The sequence below is a fragment of the Pannonibacter sp. XCT-53 genome (assembly GCF_009915765.1).
In the GTDB taxonomy this organism is placed as follows: Bacteria; Pseudomonadota; Alphaproteobacteria; order Rhizobiales; family Stappiaceae; genus Pannonibacter; species Pannonibacter tanglangensis.
This window is the reverse complement of sequence record NZ_JAABLQ010000001.1, coordinates 2,032,031-2,049,478: the sequence shown is the minus strand read 5'-3', so window position 1 is coordinate 2,049,478 and position 17,448 is coordinate 2,032,031. Positions and strand designations below refer to the sequence as shown.

The window sequence follows — 17,448 nt, the reverse complement described above, 5'->3', positions numbered from 1 at the left end:
TCATTGCAGGACAATTTGCGACACGGCCGCGACACGGCGGCCTGGTCCAGCTTGCACTATAATTCACGCACAACGGATGCGGAAACTGCGCCGTTGTCTTTGCAAAAAGAAAGGCGCAAGACAAGGGCCAGGCGAACAACGGGCCCCTCCCGAGGACCCGGCTCGCGCTCAGGAGGAAGCCCATGAAGAAGATCGGACATTTCATCGGCGGCAAGCACGTCGAAGGCACGTCGGGCCGGTTTGCCGACGTCTACAACCCGGCCACCGGTGAAGTGCAGGCGCAGGTCGCGCTCGCCACCAGGGCCGAGATGCGTGCCGCCGTCGAGAACGCCGCAGCCGCCCAGCCGGCCTGGGCCGCCCAGAACCCGCAGAAGCGCGCCCGCGTGCTGATGAAGTTCGTCGACCTCCTGCACCGCGACATGGACAAGCTGGCCGAGGCCCTGTCCCGCGAGCACGGCAAGACCATTCCGGACGCCAAGGGCGACGTGATCCGCGGCCTGGAAGTGGCCGAGTTCTGCATCGGTGTGCCGCACCTGATGAAGGGCGAGTTCACCGAAGGCGCCGGCCCGGGCATCGACATGTACTCCATGCGCCAGCCGCTGGGCGTCGTGGCCGGCATCACCCCGTTCAACTTCCCGGCGATGATCCCGATGTGGAAGTTCTGCCCGGCCATCGCCGCCGGCAACGCCTTCATCCTGAAGCCGTCCGAGCGTGACCCGTCCGTGCCGATGATGCTGGCCGAGCTGATGCTGGAAGCCGGCCTGCCGGCTGGCATCCTCAACGTCGTCAACGGCGACAAGGACAGCGTCGACGCCATCCTCGATGACGAGACCATCCAGGCCGTCGGCTTCGTCGGTTCCACCGCGATCGCGCAGTATGTCTACTCGCGCGGTTGCGCGGCCGGCAAGCGCGTGCAGTGCTTCGGCGGCGCCAAGAACCACATGATCATCATGCCGGATGCCGACATGGACCAGGCCGTCGACGCCCTGATCGGCGCCGGCTACGGCGCGGCCGGTGAACGCTGCATGGCGATCTCGGTCGCCGTTCCGGTCGGCGAGGACACCGCCAACCGCCTGATCGAGAAGCTGGCCCCGCGCGTCGAGGCACTGAAGATCGGACCTTACACCGCCGGTAATGATGTCGACTTCGGTCCGCTCGTCACCAAGGACGCCTATACCCGCGTCAAGGGTCTGGTCGACAAGGGGGTCGAGCAGGGCGCCAAGCTCGTGGTCGATGGCCGGAACTTTAAGATGCAGGGCTACGAGAACGGCTACTTCATCGGCGGCTGCCTGTTCGACAACGTCACCAAGGAAATGGACATCTACAAGACCGAAATCTTCGGTCCGGTCCTCTCGGTGGTGCGTGCCAAGACCTACGAGGAAGCCATCGACCTGCCGATGAGCCACGAGTATGGCAACGGCGCGGCGATCTTCACCCGCGACGGCGACGCCGCCCGCGACTTCTCGACCCGTATCAACATCGGCATGGTCGGCATCAACGTTCCGATCCCGGTTCCGCTCGCCTACCACACCTTCGGCGGCTGGAAGAAGTCCGGCTTCGGCGACCTGAACCAGCACGGCCCGGACGCCTTCAAGTTCTACACCCGCACCAAGACGGTCACCTCGCGCTGGCCGTCGGGCATCAAGAACGGCGCCGAATTCGTCATCCCGACGATGCGCTGAACCAGCCTTCCAAGATGTGCAAAGGGCGGCCACCGGCCGCCCTTTGTTGTTTTGGTATCCGCTCTGCACTTGGCGTCCTTCCGGACAAGGCGCGCGTCAGCGAACCGCAGATCCGGGGCCTGTCCCGGGCCTGACCCGGGATCCAGCATGTCTGTGCGAGCGCAAGCGAGCCCAAAACCAAGTCAACTCGATACGACTTGGGACCGACAGGTGTGTCGCGCTTCGCGCGGCTGATGTCCGGATCCCGGCTCGGCGCGTCGCTGACGCTCCGCTGGGCCGGGATGACAGCCTTGAGGGCTGGCCGATCAGTCCGCCGTCCCGATCACCAGATGCGGCTGGCCGTTCGAGGTGCGCTGGGGCGAGGTGCCGGTGCCGTCCACTGTTGCCCGGATGCGGCGGCGGAAGGCGGAGAAGCTGTCGAAGGTGACCACGTCGACCGGTTCGTCGAAACGGATCTCCAGCTTGTAGCGTCCCGAATTGCCGAGGCTCGAAACGGCAAGGACCTCACCGGTAAAGGGCTGGCCGAGATAGTGCCCGCCGACCCTCGCCCCCACCTGCAGGAAGGCGCGATGGGTCGCCGGCCGCGGTGCGGAGTGCGGCAGGGCCGGGGTCCTTGCGGCAAGCGTGTTCCAGTCGCGCGCGCCATGAGCTTCGGCGATGAGTTCGAGGGCGCGCGAATGGGAAATGGGCGTGCCCTGGCTGGCCATGGCGTTGCGCAACCGCTTTGCCTGGGCCTTGTAGTCCCCGGTGGGTCCCGGGCCTGTCATGTCAGTCATCTTGATTGCCTTCATCAGCATCAGCATGCGTGAAAGCCACGGGTGCTCGCGTTGCCATGTGCGCATGCGCTGGTCAGGCCTATGCTGTCACGAGGACTTCACCACGGGTTTCCCCTGCGAGCGGCCGGCGCCTCGAACCGGACGCAGATGTGGGCTGCGCGCCGGGGGATGTCAAGGGCGGGTGGTTCGGAGTTCTATCGGTGACGCAGTTGGAGAGACGCTGACACACGAACCCAAACAGGATTCAATGCAACCACAAACCCGAGCCGCCTGAACGCACTTCAAAACGCGGCGTTGTCAGGTGAATACCGTCTTTTTACATACAGAACACTCGCCCTGTGTAGTTAATGCATGGGCCCGACCCATTCATCAACGTAATTATTCACTTAATAAAGCACGCGATGTTGGTGAAATTTGCTATCTCTCAGCTACGCGCGTCAAGAAGGAATGAAAACTTATCAAGACACCCTTCGTCTTGCGCATCGGAAAGAAACTGATCACATGCTTGATTCATGCGCTGGAAAATCCACTCATTGAAATCATAATTGACTTCAAATATTTCCTTTGAACAATCAAAAAATCCAGAAACAATTTTACCGTCTTCATCTAAAATGTCATGAAATATTCGGTCCTTACCCTCATGCGACCTCCAGCTCAAACCTAGCACGAGACCTGCTGTCGGCGCATAGATTGGGAATTCATGACCAGACGGCACACTGATGTCGATCGGTATGTTGAAATAGTCGAGCAGGCTCTCAGGTGTTAGTCCAGATCTCACACCGGGCACATAGAATCTGCCGCCAAACACATTAAAACCATTTATTGATGAGTATATTTTACAGACTAGGTCACGATTTGACCGCCAAGAGTACTTGTATATGTATTCAAAATTGGGCTCTTGGAGTGGAAAATTGACAGCTACCAGGTACTTGGGTCCCAGGTGTATATTCTCGTTCCGAATGCAAACCCATCCTAGTTTTGTTTCTTCGTAATCCCTGCGCCATGCATTTCCTAGGCCACGCTTAACGCTACCAATAATATCCATCACACATACCTCGACGACGCGACACTAGGCTTCGGACTCATATCCAATAGGATACGGCTGCCGCGAGGCAGGTCAACGAGCGTCGCCCCCCAACCCCAAACCCCTCCCCACGAGTGGGAGGGGGGCTGAGAGGCTATGCGGGGGAAGGGGCTGGGAGGCCGCCGCTTGGGTTCCTCAGGCGCCGAGCCAGATGCCGTCTTCGATGGCCTGGCCGACGAGGGCCTTGTTCTCGCCGCTCTCGGAGAAGCCGAAGAGGACTTCCTTGCGGGTGGTGCCGCTGTCCATGCGGGAGAGCCAGCCGGAGAGACCGGCGGCATCCGGGGCGCGGTTCAGGACGTTCTGGTACAGAAGGCTGATGAACTGGGTGTTGCTGACACTCTCGCCATAGGTGTTGCGGAACTCCTGGCTGGCGATGAAGGCATTTGCCATGTCGAAGATCGACAGGCCCTGGTCCATCAGCTTGACGTTGTGGGCAAGCCCGACCTGGTCCGGCGTGCGCTTGAAGGCGGCCTGGTAGAGCCGGTAGGTCTGCCCGGCGGCGCCATCGAGATCGAGGGCGAGGGTGCCGTCGTTGAGCGTGATCCGCTCGATGTCCTGCAGGGTGTCGAGGCCTTCGATCCTGGTCGAGACGGTGAACTTGCCGCTGCCCTTGTTGTCGACGACGACATCAGCCCGGTTGCTGGCATAGATCGCCTTGTCGAAGCCGCTGCCGCCGTTGAGCATGTCATTGCCGCCGGCTCCATTGAGGTCATCATTGCCGCCGAGGCCGAACTGGTAGTCGTCCCTGGCCGTCCCGACGAAGGCCTCGGCCCCGTTCGAGCCGCGCTGTACCGCACCATTGTTGCCGTAGCCGGTGCTGGCCGCGCCGGTGATCTTGCCGACGCCATTCACCTCGAAATCGGCGATCTTCTCGAAGGCGGTTGCGCCGGACTTCAGCGCATAGACGTCATTGCCGGCATAGGCGAACAGCGTCTCGCCGTCGCTGTCCATGCCCCAGATGTCGTCGATGGTGGTGCGCAGCTTCAGCGTGGCAGCCCCGGTGGCCGGGTTGATGACATAGATGTCATCGGTGTCGGCCGCCATCAGCAGCTCGCCCTTGTGGAAGGCAAGGTCACCGGCCGCGTTCTTGCCAATCTTGCCGATGAGCGTGCGCGCGCCGGTTTCCAGATTGGTCTGGTACAGGATCTCCATGACGCTGGAGGCGGCATAGGCCACACCCAGCGGGTCGATCACCAGCGCATTGGCCGAAGGCACATTGTGCAGGGCGATCCGGGTGGTCGTGGCATCGGACGTGCTGATCCGGTAGAGCGCGAAGATGTCGATACCATAGAGCGTGCCGTCCGGGGCGACCGCCAGGTCGGTCATGGCCGAGGACATCTTGCCGATGCGCACGGGCGCGGTGGCACCGGATTCGTGGCGCCAGAGGACGGAATTCGAATCCGAAAAATAAACGGTGGGCATTGGTTTTAAACCCTGAGCGGATGGTCCCTACCCGCAAAGTGTCGATGCCCCGACCCCACAGGAGGTACAAGGCGCGCGCGCCCCTGTCAAATCCCGCAGGATCCTGCCGCTGCAGCCTGCGCGGGCGGACAAGCCCCGGCGGCCAAGGGCCTGCCCGGGGCAGTGGCCGGCCCGCGCCCGGTCCCCAGAGAGTTTGATGTGAGCTTGAAGTGAGCTTGCGGCAATCTGGCTGGCGCGCTGGCATCAGCTCCGGGATGAGCTCCGGGATGAGCTCTGGCAAGAGCTCTGGCAAGAGCTCTGGCGGGAGGTGATGCGACAATCGGCAGATGCATTCGTCATTGTCAGCGGCGCCCTGCGCATGTAACCGGAAGGAAGAGGTGGCTCAGCGGCGGACCGGGGAACCGGCCGCCTTGCACAAGGACGGCGGGCAGACAGTGGACGCGGACCAGGCGAAGACGCAGGCAGCAGGCGCGGGGGAAGACACGCCGGCCAAGGCTGCATCACGCCTTCTGGCTGCTGCCGTTGCCGACGACCGCACGGCGATCGGGCGCTCCGGGCGCATTGCCGCGCTGGCAGACCTGATCTGGATCCCGCAGGCCTTCCTGCTGGCCCTGAGCGTTGCCGACATGGTAGAGCCCGGCGTCGCCGGCGGCCCGGTGATGGCCACTCTGGCCCATCCGGGTGTCGCCGGCCTGCTGATCGGTCTTCTGGCGCTGGTCCGTCTGCAGCTCGGCCTGCTGGCCGGCCGCACGGCGCAGGCGGCGGCCGAGCGGGTCAAGGCCCGGCTGCGGGCCCGGCTGCTCGGCGGCCTGGCGGAGGCAGGACCTTCCGCCACGCTCCCCGGCGCAGGCGCGGTTGCGGCTGCCGTCACCGACCAGATCGAGGCCGCCGGCCCCTATGTCCGCCGCTTCCTGCCGCTGCGCCCGCGCCTGTCGCTGGTGCCGCTGGCAATCCTCGTGACGGCCTTTGCCGTCAACTGGCTCTCCGCGCTGATCCTGCTCGCGGCCGGGCCGATGATCCCGCTGTTCATGGCGCTGATCGGGCTCAAGGCGCGGGCCGCCTCCGACAGCCAGCATGGCGAACTGGCCCGCATGGGCGCCTTCCTGCTCGACCGCCTGCGCGGGCTCGACACGCTGCGTCTGGCCGGCGCGCTGGAGCGAACGGACGCTGCCGTGGCTCATGCCGGCGAACGGTTCCGCCTCGCCACCATGAAGGTGCTGAAGGTGGCCTTCCTGTCCTCCACGGTGCTGGAGCTGTTCAGTGCGCTCGGCCTGGCGCTGGTTGCGGTCTATGTGGGCTTCTCGCTGCTGGGACAGGTGTCGGCCGGCACCTGGGGCGCGCCGATGGACCTGTTCACCGGGCTGTTCGTGCTGCTGCTGGCGCCGGAGTTCTTCGCGCCGCTCCGGGCCTTTGCCGCGGCCTATCACGACAAGGCCGGCGCGGAGGCGGCCGCCCGCATCCTGGTCACCCTGCCCCTGGCCGACCCCGCGCCGATGGCCGCGACGCCCGTTTCGGCAACCGTTTCGGCCACCGCTTCGGCGAGGGGGGCAGGCCTCGCGCTTGCGCCGCCGCCGGCGCGCTCGCCCGAGGTGATCCTCGACGCGCTGACACTGGCCCCCGGCGGCCGGCCGGTGATCGACCGGCTGTCGCTGCGCCTGCCCGCCGGCGGACGCCTGATCGTCGCCGGCCCGAGCGGGGCGGGCAAGTCGACGCTGATCGACGCGCTGACCGGCCTCCGCCGCATCGACGGCGGCCGCATCCTGCTCGATGGCCTGGATCTCGCAGCCCTCGACCTCGACGCCTGGCGCGCCCGGCTCGCCTTCCTGTCGCAGGAGCCGCGCCTGTTCTTCGGCACCGTGACGGCCAACCTGCGCCGGGCCCGGCCGGAGGCGACCGAGGCGGAGATGTGGGCGGCGCTGGATCTCGCCGGGGCGCGTGACCTGGTCGAGCAGATGCCAAGGGGCCTAGGCACGCGGCTTGGCGAGGACGGTTTCGGCCTGTCGGTGGGCGAGGCCCGGCGCATCGCGCTGGCGCGTGCGGCGCTGCGTCGCGACGCGCTGATGCTGATCGCCGACGAACCGACCGCCGGGCTCGACGACGACACCGCCGGCGTGGTGATCGCCGGCCTCGACCGGCTGTCGCAGGGCGTGAGCACGGTGATCGCCAGCCATGATCCACGGGTGCTGGCGCTACCGGGGCTGCGGCTCGACATCGGTCAGCGGGTGCAGGAGGTGGCCGAATGAGCCCGCTCAGGAGCCTGATCCGGCGTCAGTTTGCCGACCAGCGCGGCCCCTTCCTCATCGGCGTCGCCCTGGCACTGGTGCCCGCGCTCTGCGGCCTCCTGCTGCTCGGGCTGGCCGGCTGGTTCATCACCGCCTGTGCGGTGGCGGGGGCGGCCGGCCTTGCGGTCAACTATTTCACGCCGAGCGCGCTGATCCGGGCGCTGGCCATCGGCCGCACGGCCGGGCGGTACGGCGAGCGGCTGATGACGCATGACGCAACGTTCCGCTTTCTCGCCCGGCTGCGCGGGGCGGTGTTCGCGGGCTTCGCCAGCCGCCGGCCGGCCTCGGCGGGCGAAAGCCGCAGCGGCCTCCGGCTGGCGCGACTGACGCTCGACATCGACCAGCTCGACCGGGCCTACCTGCGCTTCGTGGTGCCGCTGTCGGTCGTCTCCGTCGTGCTGGCGGGGGGCGCGGTGCTGGCCGTGCTGCTGGCGCCGGCTGCCCTGGTGCCGCTGGCCGTCGGGGTCGTGCTGCTGACGCTGGCGGCCCGGATCGTGGCCCGCCGCCAGCTCGCGACCGCAGCCCGGCGGATGGAAGCGGCCGAGGAGGCCATGCGCCTGCGCAGCGCCGACTTCGTGGCCGGTCGACGCGACCTCGCCATCTACGGCGGACTGCCCGCCGCAACCGACGCCATCCTGGACGCCGGCGCGCGGCGCGCCCGGGCGGAAGACCCGCTGGAACGGGCGGCAAGCCTCGCCGAGGGCCTGGTCACCATCTCCGGCCAGCTGATCCTGGCAGCCGGCCTGATCGTGCTCGTGCCGGCCGCCGCGCCGGTCGCAGGCGGGGAGGCCAGCCTGTCGGCCGCCCTGGTCGTCGGCCTGCTGCTCACCGGCCTCGGCCTGACGGAGGCGCTGTCGAGCCTGGTGCCGGGTCTTGCCGGCCTGACGCGGACCGAACGCGCGGCCGCCCGAGTGCTGCCGCTGGCAGAGGCCGGAGACGCGGCCCAGGCGGAGCGCCGTAGCGCGCCGGCGAGGGGGCCGCAGGACGGACCCGTTGCGGGCACGACCCTCCCGCCGGCGGACGCCGGCACAATGACCCAGCCGGCGGCGGCCGGCACAATGACCCCGCCGGCGGACGCCGGCACCGGGATCCAGCCGGCGCTGTGCTTCGAGGCGGTGCGGTTCACCTATCCCGGCGCGGCCCGGCCGGTGCTGGAGGACTTCGACCTGTCGCTCGCGCCGGGCGAGACGGTCTGCCTCGTCGGCCCGAGCGGCTGCGGCAAGTCGACGGTGCTGGCGCTGGCGGCCCGGCTGACGCGGCCGGACGACGGCCTGATCCGGCTGGGGGACCGGCCGCTGTCGACGATCCCCGAGGCGGAGCTGCGCCGCCGGCTGGCGGTGATCAGCCAGAAGCCGGTGCTGTTCAACGACACGATCGCGGAGAACCTGCGGCTTGCAGCACCGCAGGCCAGCCCCGAGGCGCTGTGGGCGGCGCTGGATCAGGTGGGGCTCGCTGATACGGTTGCCGCCCGGCCGGACGGGCTTAGCGCCATGCTGGGCGAGGGCGGGGCCGGCCTGTCGGGCGGCGAGGCGCGCCGGCTGACGCTTGCCCGCGCGCTGCTGACGCGGCCCGAGATCGTGCTCCTTGACGAGGTGACGGAGGGACTGGACGAGGCAACCGCCGCCGGCGTGCTGGCCAGCCTCGGCGCCTTCCGCAGCCAGGGGGCGAGCCTCCTCCTGATCTCGCACCGCCGCCGGGAGCTGGCCTTGGCCGACCGGATCCTGCGCCTTGAGGGCGGGCGGATTGCCGCGACAGCATGACGCCTGCGCGCTCGCGTCGCGCGGGCATGCGCCGCACATGAACAATCCATGGTAAAATTCAAACCTTCATGTTTTCATCATAAGCTTCTCTCATCCGCTGAGGGCGCCGGCGGATGGCATGGGGCGAGGCAGGGTTGACCGGATCAGTCCGGCGACCGGATGGCCAGACCCCAGCCCGCTCTCACGGCAGGAGGTTGCCATGGAACTCAATGTGGTGGATCTGTCGCGACTGCAGTTCGCGATGACCGCTCTCTATCATTTTCTCTTCGTGCCCCTGACACTTGGCCTGTCGGTGCTGCTGGCGATCATGGAAACGGTCTATGTGATGACCGGCCGTGAGGTCTGGAAGCGCATGGTCAAGTTCTGGGGCACGCTGTTCGGCATCAACTTCGTGCTCGGCGTCTCCACCGGCCTGACGATGGAATTCCAGTTCGGCATGAACTGGAGCTATTTCAGCCAGTATGTCGGCGATGTATTCGGCGCGCCGCTGGCCATCGAGGGGCTGATGGCCTTCTTCCTCGAGGCGACCTTCGTCGGCCTGTTCTTCTTCGGCTGGGACCGGATGAGCCGGCGCGGCCATCTGGCGGCGACCTGGGCGATGGCGATGGGCACCAACTTCTCCGCCCTGTGGATCCTGATCGCCAACGGCTGGATGCAGCATCCGGTCGGCGCCGCGTTCAACATCGACACGATGCGGATGGAAGTGACGAGCTTCTTCGACGTGCTCTTCAACCCGGTTGCGCAGGCGAAGTTCGTGCACACGGTCTCGGCCGGCTATGTCACGGCCTCGCTGTTCGTGCTCGGGATCTCGGCCTGGTACATGCTGAAAGGCCGCCATCTCGACATCGCCCGCCGCTCCATGGCCGTGGCTGCCGCCTTCGGCTTTGCCTCGGCGCTGTCGGTTGTCGTCCTTGGTGACGAAAGCGGCTACGAGGCGAACCTGAACCAGAAGATGAAGCTCGCCACCATCGAAGGGATGTGGGAGACCGAACCGGCCCCGGCCGCCTTCAACGTGATCGCCATTCCCGATCAGGCGAAGCGCGAGAACCTCTTCGCCATCGAGGTGCCCTATGTCATGGGGCTGATCGCCACCCGCTCGCTCGATACGGTGATCCCGGGCATCAAGGATCTGGTGGAGCAGTCCAAGGAGCGCATCCGCTCCGGCGCCATCGCCTGGCAGGCGCTGCAGGACATCCGCGGCGGCACCGACACGCCGGAGCTGCGCGCCCTGTTCAAGGCCCACGCGGCCGACCTCGGCTATGGCTACCTGCTCATGCCCTACACCGACCGCCCGACCGAGGCGACCGAGGCGCAGATCGACGAGGCCGCCTGGTCGACGGTGCCCAATGTCTGGCCGATGTTCTACGCCTTCCGCATCATGGTGGCCTGCGGCCTCTTCTTCATCGTGCTGACGGCGGTGTTCTTCTACCTGACCTCCGCCGGGCGGCTGGAGGAGGTGCGGCAGAAGCACCGCTGGCTGCTGCATGTGGCCGTCTGGTCGATCCCGCTGCCGTGGATCGCCTGCGAGATGGGCTGGTTCGTCGCCGAATACGGCCGCCAGCCCTGGATCATCGAGAGCCTGCTGCCGACCTCGGCCGCCGCCTCCAGCCTGAGCGTCGCCGAGGTGCTCATGACCATGGCCGGCTTCATTGCGCTCTACAGCGTCCTGCTCGTGATCGAGGTGAAGCTGATGCTCAAGGCCATTGCCAAGGGCCCGGAAGACCTGCCCCAGCCCGAGCCCGGACTTGCCCGGCGCCCGGTCGCCATCGCCGCGGAGTAAGCTCATGATCCTGCACGAACTCATCGACTATTCCGTGCTCAAGCTGATCTGGTGGGCGCTGCTCGGCGTGCTGCTCATCGGCTTTGCCGTCACCGACGGCTTCGACATGGGCGTCGGCGCGCTGCTGCCCGTGGTGGCCGAAACCGATGCGGAGCGCCGCGTCGCCATCGCCTCCGTTGCCCCGACCTGGGAAGGCAACCAGGTCTGGCTGATCCTCGGCGGCGGGGCCATCTTCGCCGCCTGGCCGCCGCTCTACGCGGTGAGCTTCTCCGGCTTCTATCTGGCGATGTTCGTCGCGCTGTCGGCGCTGATCCTGCGCCCGGTCGCCTTCAAGTACCGGGACAAGAAGCCGGATCCGGTCTGGCGCGCGCGCTGGGACTGGGCCCTGTTCACCGGATCCTTCGTGCCGGCCCTGGTGTTCGGCGTCGCGGTCGGCAACACGCTGACGGGTGTGCCCTTCACGCTCGAACGGGACCTGCGGATCACCTACGAGGGCTCCTTCTTCGGCCTGTTCACGCCCTTTGCCCTGCTGTGCGGCGTCCTCTCCGTCGCCATGCTGGTGATGCATGGCGGGGCCTGGCTCGGCCTGCGCACCGAGGGGGAGGTGGCCCGCCGGGGCCGCCGCGCCGGCAGCCTCGCGGCTGTCGCCGTCATTGTCCTGTTCGCGCTCGGCGGACTGGCGCTGTCATCGGGCCTTGTCGAGGGATACCGGATCACCACGGCCCTCGATCCGGAGATGCAGGCGAACCCGCTCGCCAAGACCGCCGTCCGCGAGGCGGGCGCCTGGCTGGTCAACTACAGCATCCACCCCTGGCTGGTCGTGTTCCCCGCCCTCGGCTTCATCGGTGCGCTGGGCGCCCTGATCGGCCTCAACACCCGGCGCGAGGCCCTGACCTTCCTGGCCTCGAAGCTGTCGGTCGTCGGCATCATCTCGACGGTCGGCGTCTCGATGTTTCCCTTCATCCTGCCCAGCTCGATCCAGCCGGGCGCCAGCCTGACCGTGTGGGATTCGTCCTCCAGTCACGCCACCCTGTTCAACATGCTGGTGGTGACGGCGATCTTCCTGCCGATGATCCTGGCCTACACCGCCTTCGTCTACCGGGTGCTCTGGGGCAAGGTCAGCGTGGAAAGCGTGACCCGCGATGGCACGCATTACTGAGGAGACCTGACATGTGGTACTTCGCCTGGATCCTCGGCATGCCGCTGGCCTGCTGCCTCGCCATCCTGAACGCCATGTGGCTGGAAATGCGCGAGGACGACGCACGACCTGACCGCCGCTGAGCAACGGCCCGCACAAGCTGGCGTCGGCTCCTGTCCGACGCCAGTTCGCCCCGGGCCGAGTTCCCCGGGCCGAGTCCCCCGAGCCCGGTTCCCCCCCCCGTCCCCGGTTCTCCCCGTCCCCGGTTCCCCCCGGCCCCGGTTCTCCGGGATCCTGGCGCCTTGCCGCCCCTGCGGACGCGGCAGACTGGCGCGGCCCGGCTCCCTGACAGCTGCTTATCAGCTCCCAGCCAGCTCCCAGCCAGCTCCCTGACAGCCCAAGGTTCTGACGGGCCAGCAGGATCCCCCGCGACCGCGGTGCAGCATCGGTCCGGCGGGGTGAAGATCTCTGAAATATTTGCCCCTGTCAAAACTGCCTAGAGCAATTGAAACAGGCTAAACAATTGATTTCACTTGCTGAATACATTTGCACTTAATCATTTTTTCATTCGATGAAGCAATCATATCACCTAAGGGTAACTGCGTAGGGCTGCCCTCCAGCCCGGATTGCGAGTAACGAGTTCCGAATGTTCAACAAGGTGTCCATCCAGGCCAAGGTGATCTCTCTCGTGGGGGCGATGGCCTTGCTGTCCGTGTCCAGCGCATTCATCCTCGACAAGGAGATCCTGCAGACAGCGGGCGAGTATCATGAGGCCCTGACGGGGCCTGCGGTCGGAACGGTGGCAATGGCCCGCTCCGGCCGGCATGCGGCCTGGACCTCCCGGTCCGTGCTGAAGGCGATTCTGGCGACCGACGAGCGTGACTTCGGCGCTGCTGTCGCCGACATCGAGACCGGCCGGCAGCGCTTCGAGGCCGAGATCAGCCGAGCCCTGGCAGCCATGCCGGACCGTGCGGCACAGATCCAGCCGATCAAGGCGGCCTATGACGCCGTCATGAGCCAGGGGTGCGCGCAGACCATCGCCGCGGCGCGCAGCGGCGACCAGGCCACGGGCTACGGCACCTTCAACCAGTCCTGCGGCCCCCAGCTCCTCGACGTCATGACCGACATCGGCACCTTCGTGGACGGTATTGTCGCCGAAAACACGGCGCTGACCAACCGGCTGAAGGCCAGTGCGGAAACAACGGCCAACTGGACGCTCTGGAGTGTTCTTGCCTCGACGCTGGTGCTCGCCACCCTTGCGCTCTGGCTGGTCCGGGCCGGCATTGTCGCGCCGATCGCGCGGCTCAACCAGTCGATGGCCGGCATGGCGCGCGGTGACCTCGATGAGCCCGTGGACGGTCAGGACCGTGGCGACGAGGTCGGCAGCATGGCGCGGACCGCCGAGACCTTCCGTCTTGGCCTCGTGGAAGCCCGGCGACTGCGTCTCGCGGCCGAGGAAACCGAGCGGGCCGCAGCGGCCAAGCTTGCCGAGGAACGCCGGCAGATTGCCGACCGGTTCGAGCGCACCATGGGCGCCCTGTCGACGGCCTTCGTGCAGTCGGCCCGCGAAATGGACCAGGCCGCCCGACAGCTCTCGGAAACGGCCGAGGAGACCTCGCGCCAGGCCCAGGTCGTCGCCGGTGCCGCCGAGGAGGCCGCCACCAACGTGCAGACGGTGGCCGCCGCAACGGAGGAAATGACGGCCTCCGTGCGCGAGATCAACACCCAGGTCACCCGCGCGGCCCACGTCGCCTCCGATGCCTCCACCGCCGCCGCCCAGACCCAGGCAGAGATCAACGCGCTTTCCACCGCCGCCCAGCAGATCGGCGATGTGGTCAACCTGATCAACGACATCGCCTCGCAGACCAACCTGCTGGCCCTCAACGCCACCATCGAGGCCGCGCGCGCCGGAGAGGCCGGCAAGGGCTTTGCCGTCGTGGCCCAGGAGGTGAAGCAGCTCGCCACCCAGACCACCCGCGCCACCGAGGACATCGGCCGCAAGGTGCTCGACATCCAGACCGCCACCCAGCGGTCGGTGGACTCGATCGGCAAGATCGTCGGCACCATTTCCGACATCCGCGACATCTCCGGCCATGTGGCAGCCGCCGTCGAGCAGCAGGGGGCAGCCACCTCCGAGATCGCCGGCAACACGGCCCGCGCCTCGGAAGGCACCCATCAGGTGACGGAGAACATCTTCGGCGTCGGCCGGGCTGCCGAAATGACCGGCGACGCGTCCGGCCAGCTCAAGTCGCTGTCGGCCAACCTGTCGGACCAGGCCAGCCTGCTGAAGCGGGAGGTCGAGGGCTTCCTGGGCTCGCTCCGGGCCGCCTGACAGACATCATCTGACAGAACCCTCTGACAGGCTCCTCCGGGACACCGGCCGGCTGGCCCTCCTGGCCACCGCTCCCGGAGGCAGGACTGTGACCGCCCCCACGCCCGCAGAGATCAAGAAAGGCCGCAGGCTCCGGAGGGAGCCTGCGGCCTTTGGTGTCTGAGGCCGTGGTAATGGGGATCGGGCGGGCAGACGGCCGGACCGTGTGGACAGGGGAGGGGGATGCCGCATCGGCAGGCCCCCGCCGGAGGAAAGCGGACGCCCGTGTCCGTGACGGTCACGGGCGCCGCCCGGGCCCTGTCAGATGAGGGCCGAGGCCCGCTTGCGGATCTGCTGCGTGGCTGCGGCAACCTGGTGGGCCGTTGTCGCGATGCCGCCGATCGCATCCGTGATCCCGGCGACGGCGCTCGAGGCGGAGTGCATGTTGCCCGAGATGTCCTGCGTCACCGCCGACTGTTCCTCGACGGCGGCCGCGATGGTCGAGGAGATCGAGCGGATGTTCTGGATCGTGGCGAGGATCGACTGGATGGCTGCGCCGGCCCGGTCAGCCGACAGCTGCACCGAGCTGATCTGGGCGGCGATGTCCTCGGTGGCCCTGGCCGTCTGCGAGGCAAGGTTCTTCACCTCGGCGGCGACCACGGCAAAGCCCTTGCCGGCCTCGCCGGCCCGTGCGGCCTCGATGGTGGCGTTGAGCGCCAGCAGGTTGGTCTGGTTGGCGATCGTCTCGATCAGCTCCAGCACCTCGCCGATCCGCTGCGAGTTCACCGCAAGGCCGTCCATGATCGCCCGCGACTGCTCGGCTTCCGTGGCCGCGTTTTCCGAGATCATGCTCGCCTGGCTGACCTGGCGGCTGATCTCGGCAATCGAGGCGACCAGCTCCTCGGCGGCTGCAGCCACCATCTGCACGTTGGCGCTGGCCCCCTCGGAGGCCCGCCGGACGCTGCTGACCTGATCGGTGGTCTGGTCGAGCTGCTCGGCGACGACCAGAAGCTCGCTGTTGAGCCGCTCGCCCTCCATCCGCTTGACGATCTGGTCCGTCTGGTCGGAGGCGATCTTGATGATCTTGAGCACGTTGCCCTTCGGATCGAACACCGGGTTGTAGGTCGCCACGATGTGGACGTCGCGACCGCCCTTGCCGATCCGCTGGAACTCTCCGGCCCTGAAGCTGCCGGCGGCCAGCTCCTGCCAGAAGCGGGCATAGGCGGGCGAGGCCCGCTCCTGCGGCGTCACGAAGATGCTGTGGTGCCGGCCCTGGATCTCCGCCAGCGTGTAGCCCATGGCCTTGAGGAAGACGTCATTCGCCGTCAGGATGGTGCCGTCGGGCTTGAACTCGATGACCGCATTGGAGCGGTTGATCGCGTCGATCTTGGCAGCATCGTTGAGGTAGCGCAGCTTGGCAGCCGTGATGTCGCTGGCGACCTTGATCACGCTGCTGACGGTGCCGTCGGCGGCAAAGACCGGATTGTAGCTGGCCTCGATCCACACCGCCTCGCCGGTCTTGCGAAAGCGCAGGAAGTCATGTGACGAGGACTGCCCCCGCGCCAGACTGTCCCAGAACTGGCGGTAGGCCGGCATCTCGGCCTCCTCCGGGTCGACGAAGATGCGGTGATGGCGGCCGACGATTTCGTCAAGGCGGTATCCCATCACCTGGAGAAAATTCTCGTTGGCATGAAGGATGGTGCCGTCCGGCTTGAACTCGATGATCGCCATGGATCGCGAGATCGCCTCGAAGTTCAGTTCAATTTTCGACTTTCCGAAGAACATGCGACGGCTCCCGAGCGCCTGGAGTGCTTCCCTTCCCTAGCGTCAGGATTTTATAAAGCCCACGAATTAAAAGAGTGCTTATCCGTCAGGATGATCCGGCGGTCAGGCCGCAAGCCGGCTGACCAGCAGCTTGTCGATGCGGCGGCCGTCGAGGTCGACCACCTCGATGCGCCAGCCGCGGTAGTCGAAAACCTCGCCCACTTCGGGCAGGTGGTTGAGCTCGCTCAGCACCAGCCCCGCGACGGTCTCGAAGTCCGGATCCTTGTCGATCGGCAGGCCGAGCTTGTCGGCGGCCTCGTCCACCTGCATCCAGCCGGACACCAGCCACGATCCGTCGGCACGCTGCACGTAGGGCGGCTCGTCCTCGGCATACTCGTCCTGGAACTCGCCGGTGATCGTTTCCAGGATGTCGCCGGAGGACACCACGCCCTCGAAATGGCCGTACTCGTCGAAGACCAGCGCCATGTGCAGCGTGGCGTTGCGCAGCGCCTTGAGCACGTCGAGCGCGCGGGCACTGTCGATGACGACCGGGGCCGGACGGACCAGCGCCCGCAGGTCCGGCGTGTCATTCTCGGCATAGGCCTCGATGATGTCGCGGACGCGGACGGCGCCGATGATGTCGTCTGCCTCCCCGTCCTGGACGGGCAGGCGGGTGCGCTTGGTGTCGCGGATCTGGGCCCTGAGGGCCTCGTGCGTGTCCGACAGGTCAAGGATCTCGACCTCGCGGCGCGGCGTCATCAGGGCGCGGGCCGTGCGGTCGGCAAAGCGCATGACGCCGGCGATCATGTCGCGCTCGGCCGTTTCCAGCACGCCCGCGCTTTCCGCCTCGGCGATGATCGTCTTGACTTCCTCCTCGGTGACCTTCTCGTCGCTCTCGCCGCGCTGGCCGAGCAGGGAGAGGACCGCCTTGCCCGACACGTCGAGCAGGAAGACGAGGGGGGCTGCCACCCGCGAGATCAGGAGCATCAGCGGGGCGACCCGCGCAGCCACAGCTTCCGGGTTGCGCAGCGCCACCTGCTTGGGCACCAGTTCGCCGATGATCAGCGACAGGTAGGTGATGGCCACGACCACCAGACCGACGCCGAGGCCATCGGCAACCGCATCGCTGAAGCCCTGGGCCAGCAGGAAGGCCGACAGGCGCTCGCCGAGGGTCGCGCCCGAAAACGCACCTGACAGCACGCCGACCAGCGTGATCCCGATCTGGACCGAGGACAGGAAGCGGCCCGGGTCCTCCTGCAGCCTGAGGGCGGTGGCTGCCCCCCGGGAGCCGGCCTCGGCGGCGACCTTGAGCCGCGCGGGACGGGAGGAGACGACGGCCAGTTCCGACATGGCCAGCAGGCCGTTCAGGAGCGTGAGAAGGACGACGATGAGAAGTTCGAGAGCCATTGGATCCGGGTGCCTTGGCACGCATGTGCCTCTGGCTGCCAG

At 67.0% G+C, this 17,448-nt stretch carries 12 protein-coding genes; 7 read left to right on the top strand and 5 right to left on the bottom strand.

Translation table 11 applies throughout. From position 1 onward, the window contains the following. Nucleotides 1-182: 182 nt before the first annotated feature. Nucleotides 183-1,682, top strand: a complete 1,500-nt coding sequence (locus GWI72_RS09075; RefSeq protein WP_161708435.1) for a CoA-acylating methylmalonate-semialdehyde dehydrogenase — start codon at nucleotides 183-185, stop codon at nucleotides 1,680-1,682. Nucleotides 1,683-1,987: 305 nt separating this feature from the next. Here the strand turns inward: GWI72_RS09075 and GWI72_RS09070 are convergent, their stop codons facing one another. From GWI72_RS09070 to GWI72_RS09060, 3 genes are all read right to left on the bottom strand, one after another. Next, nucleotides 1,988-2,449 carry a glyoxalase superfamily protein gene (locus GWI72_RS09070; protein WP_161709135.1) on the bottom strand — a complete coding sequence of 154 codons (462 nt, stop codon included), beginning with the start codon at nucleotides 2,447-2,449 and terminating at the stop codon, nucleotides 1,988-1,990. Between the two features lie 433 nt (nucleotides 2,450-2,882). Continuing rightward, nucleotides 2,883-3,503, bottom strand: coding sequence for a hypothetical protein (locus GWI72_RS09065; protein ID WP_161708434.1), 621 nt, complete (start codon nucleotides 3,501-3,503; stop codon nucleotides 2,883-2,885). Between the two features lie 174 nt (nucleotides 3,504-3,677). Then, a complete protein-coding gene (locus GWI72_RS09060) occupies nucleotides 3,678-4,964 on the bottom strand; it encodes a DUF4214 domain-containing protein (RefSeq protein WP_161708433.1) in 1,287 nt (428 codons plus the stop codon). 434 nt (nucleotides 4,965-5,398) lie between these two features. Here GWI72_RS09060 and cydD point away from each other — a divergent pair, with 434 nt between their 5' ends. From cydD to GWI72_RS09030, 6 genes are all read left to right on the top strand, one after another. Then, the gene (gene cydD / locus GWI72_RS09055) at nucleotides 5,399-7,207 is read left to right on the top strand and encodes a thiol reductant ABC exporter subunit CydD (RefSeq protein WP_209000077.1); all 1,809 of its coding nucleotides are present in this window, start codon (nucleotides 5,399-5,401) and stop codon (nucleotides 7,205-7,207) included. Then, entirely contained in the window at nucleotides 7,204-9,006 is a 1,803-nt protein-coding gene (gene cydC / locus GWI72_RS09050) for a thiol reductant ABC exporter subunit CydC (RefSeq protein WP_161708431.1), read from the top strand. The genes cydD and cydC overlap by 4 nt, the downstream gene beginning before the upstream one ends. A gap of 199 nt (nucleotides 9,007-9,205) precedes the next feature. After that, nucleotides 9,206-10,786, top strand: coding sequence for a cytochrome ubiquinol oxidase subunit I (locus tag GWI72_RS09045; protein WP_161708430.1), 1,581 nt, complete (start codon nucleotides 9,206-9,208; stop codon nucleotides 10,784-10,786). Nucleotides 10,787-10,790: 4 nt separating this feature from the next. Then, nucleotides 10,791-11,945, top strand: a complete 1,155-nt coding sequence (gene cydB / locus GWI72_RS09040) for a cytochrome d ubiquinol oxidase subunit II (protein WP_161674134.1) — start codon at nucleotides 10,791-10,793, stop codon at nucleotides 11,943-11,945. 11 nt (nucleotides 11,946-11,956) lie between these two features. Beyond that, a complete protein-coding gene (gene cydX, locus GWI72_RS09035; protein ID WP_161674132.1) occupies nucleotides 11,957-12,067 on the top strand; it encodes a cytochrome bd-I oxidase subunit CydX in 111 nt (36 codons plus the stop codon). A 503-nt stretch (nucleotides 12,068-12,570) separates the two neighbouring features. Continuing rightward, nucleotides 12,571-14,256: a methyl-accepting chemotaxis protein gene (locus tag GWI72_RS09030; RefSeq protein WP_161708429.1), complete on the top strand. Its 1,686-nt coding sequence runs from the start codon at nucleotides 12,571-12,573 to the stop codon at nucleotides 14,254-14,256. 300 nt (nucleotides 14,257-14,556) lie between these two features. Here GWI72_RS09030 and GWI72_RS09025 read toward each other — a convergent pair whose 3' ends face one another. Beyond that, nucleotides 14,557-16,020 carry a methyl-accepting chemotaxis protein gene (locus tag GWI72_RS09025; RefSeq protein WP_161708428.1) on the bottom strand — a complete coding sequence of 488 codons (1,464 nt, stop codon included), beginning with the start codon at nucleotides 16,018-16,020 and terminating at the stop codon, nucleotides 14,557-14,559. A 102-nt stretch (nucleotides 16,021-16,122) separates the two neighbouring features. After that, on the bottom strand, nucleotides 16,123-17,406 hold the full coding sequence (locus GWI72_RS09020; RefSeq protein ID WP_161674126.1) for a hemolysin family protein: 1,284 nt from the start codon (nucleotides 17,404-17,406) through the stop codon (nucleotides 16,123-16,125). Nucleotides 17,407-17,448: the final 42 nt, after the last annotated feature.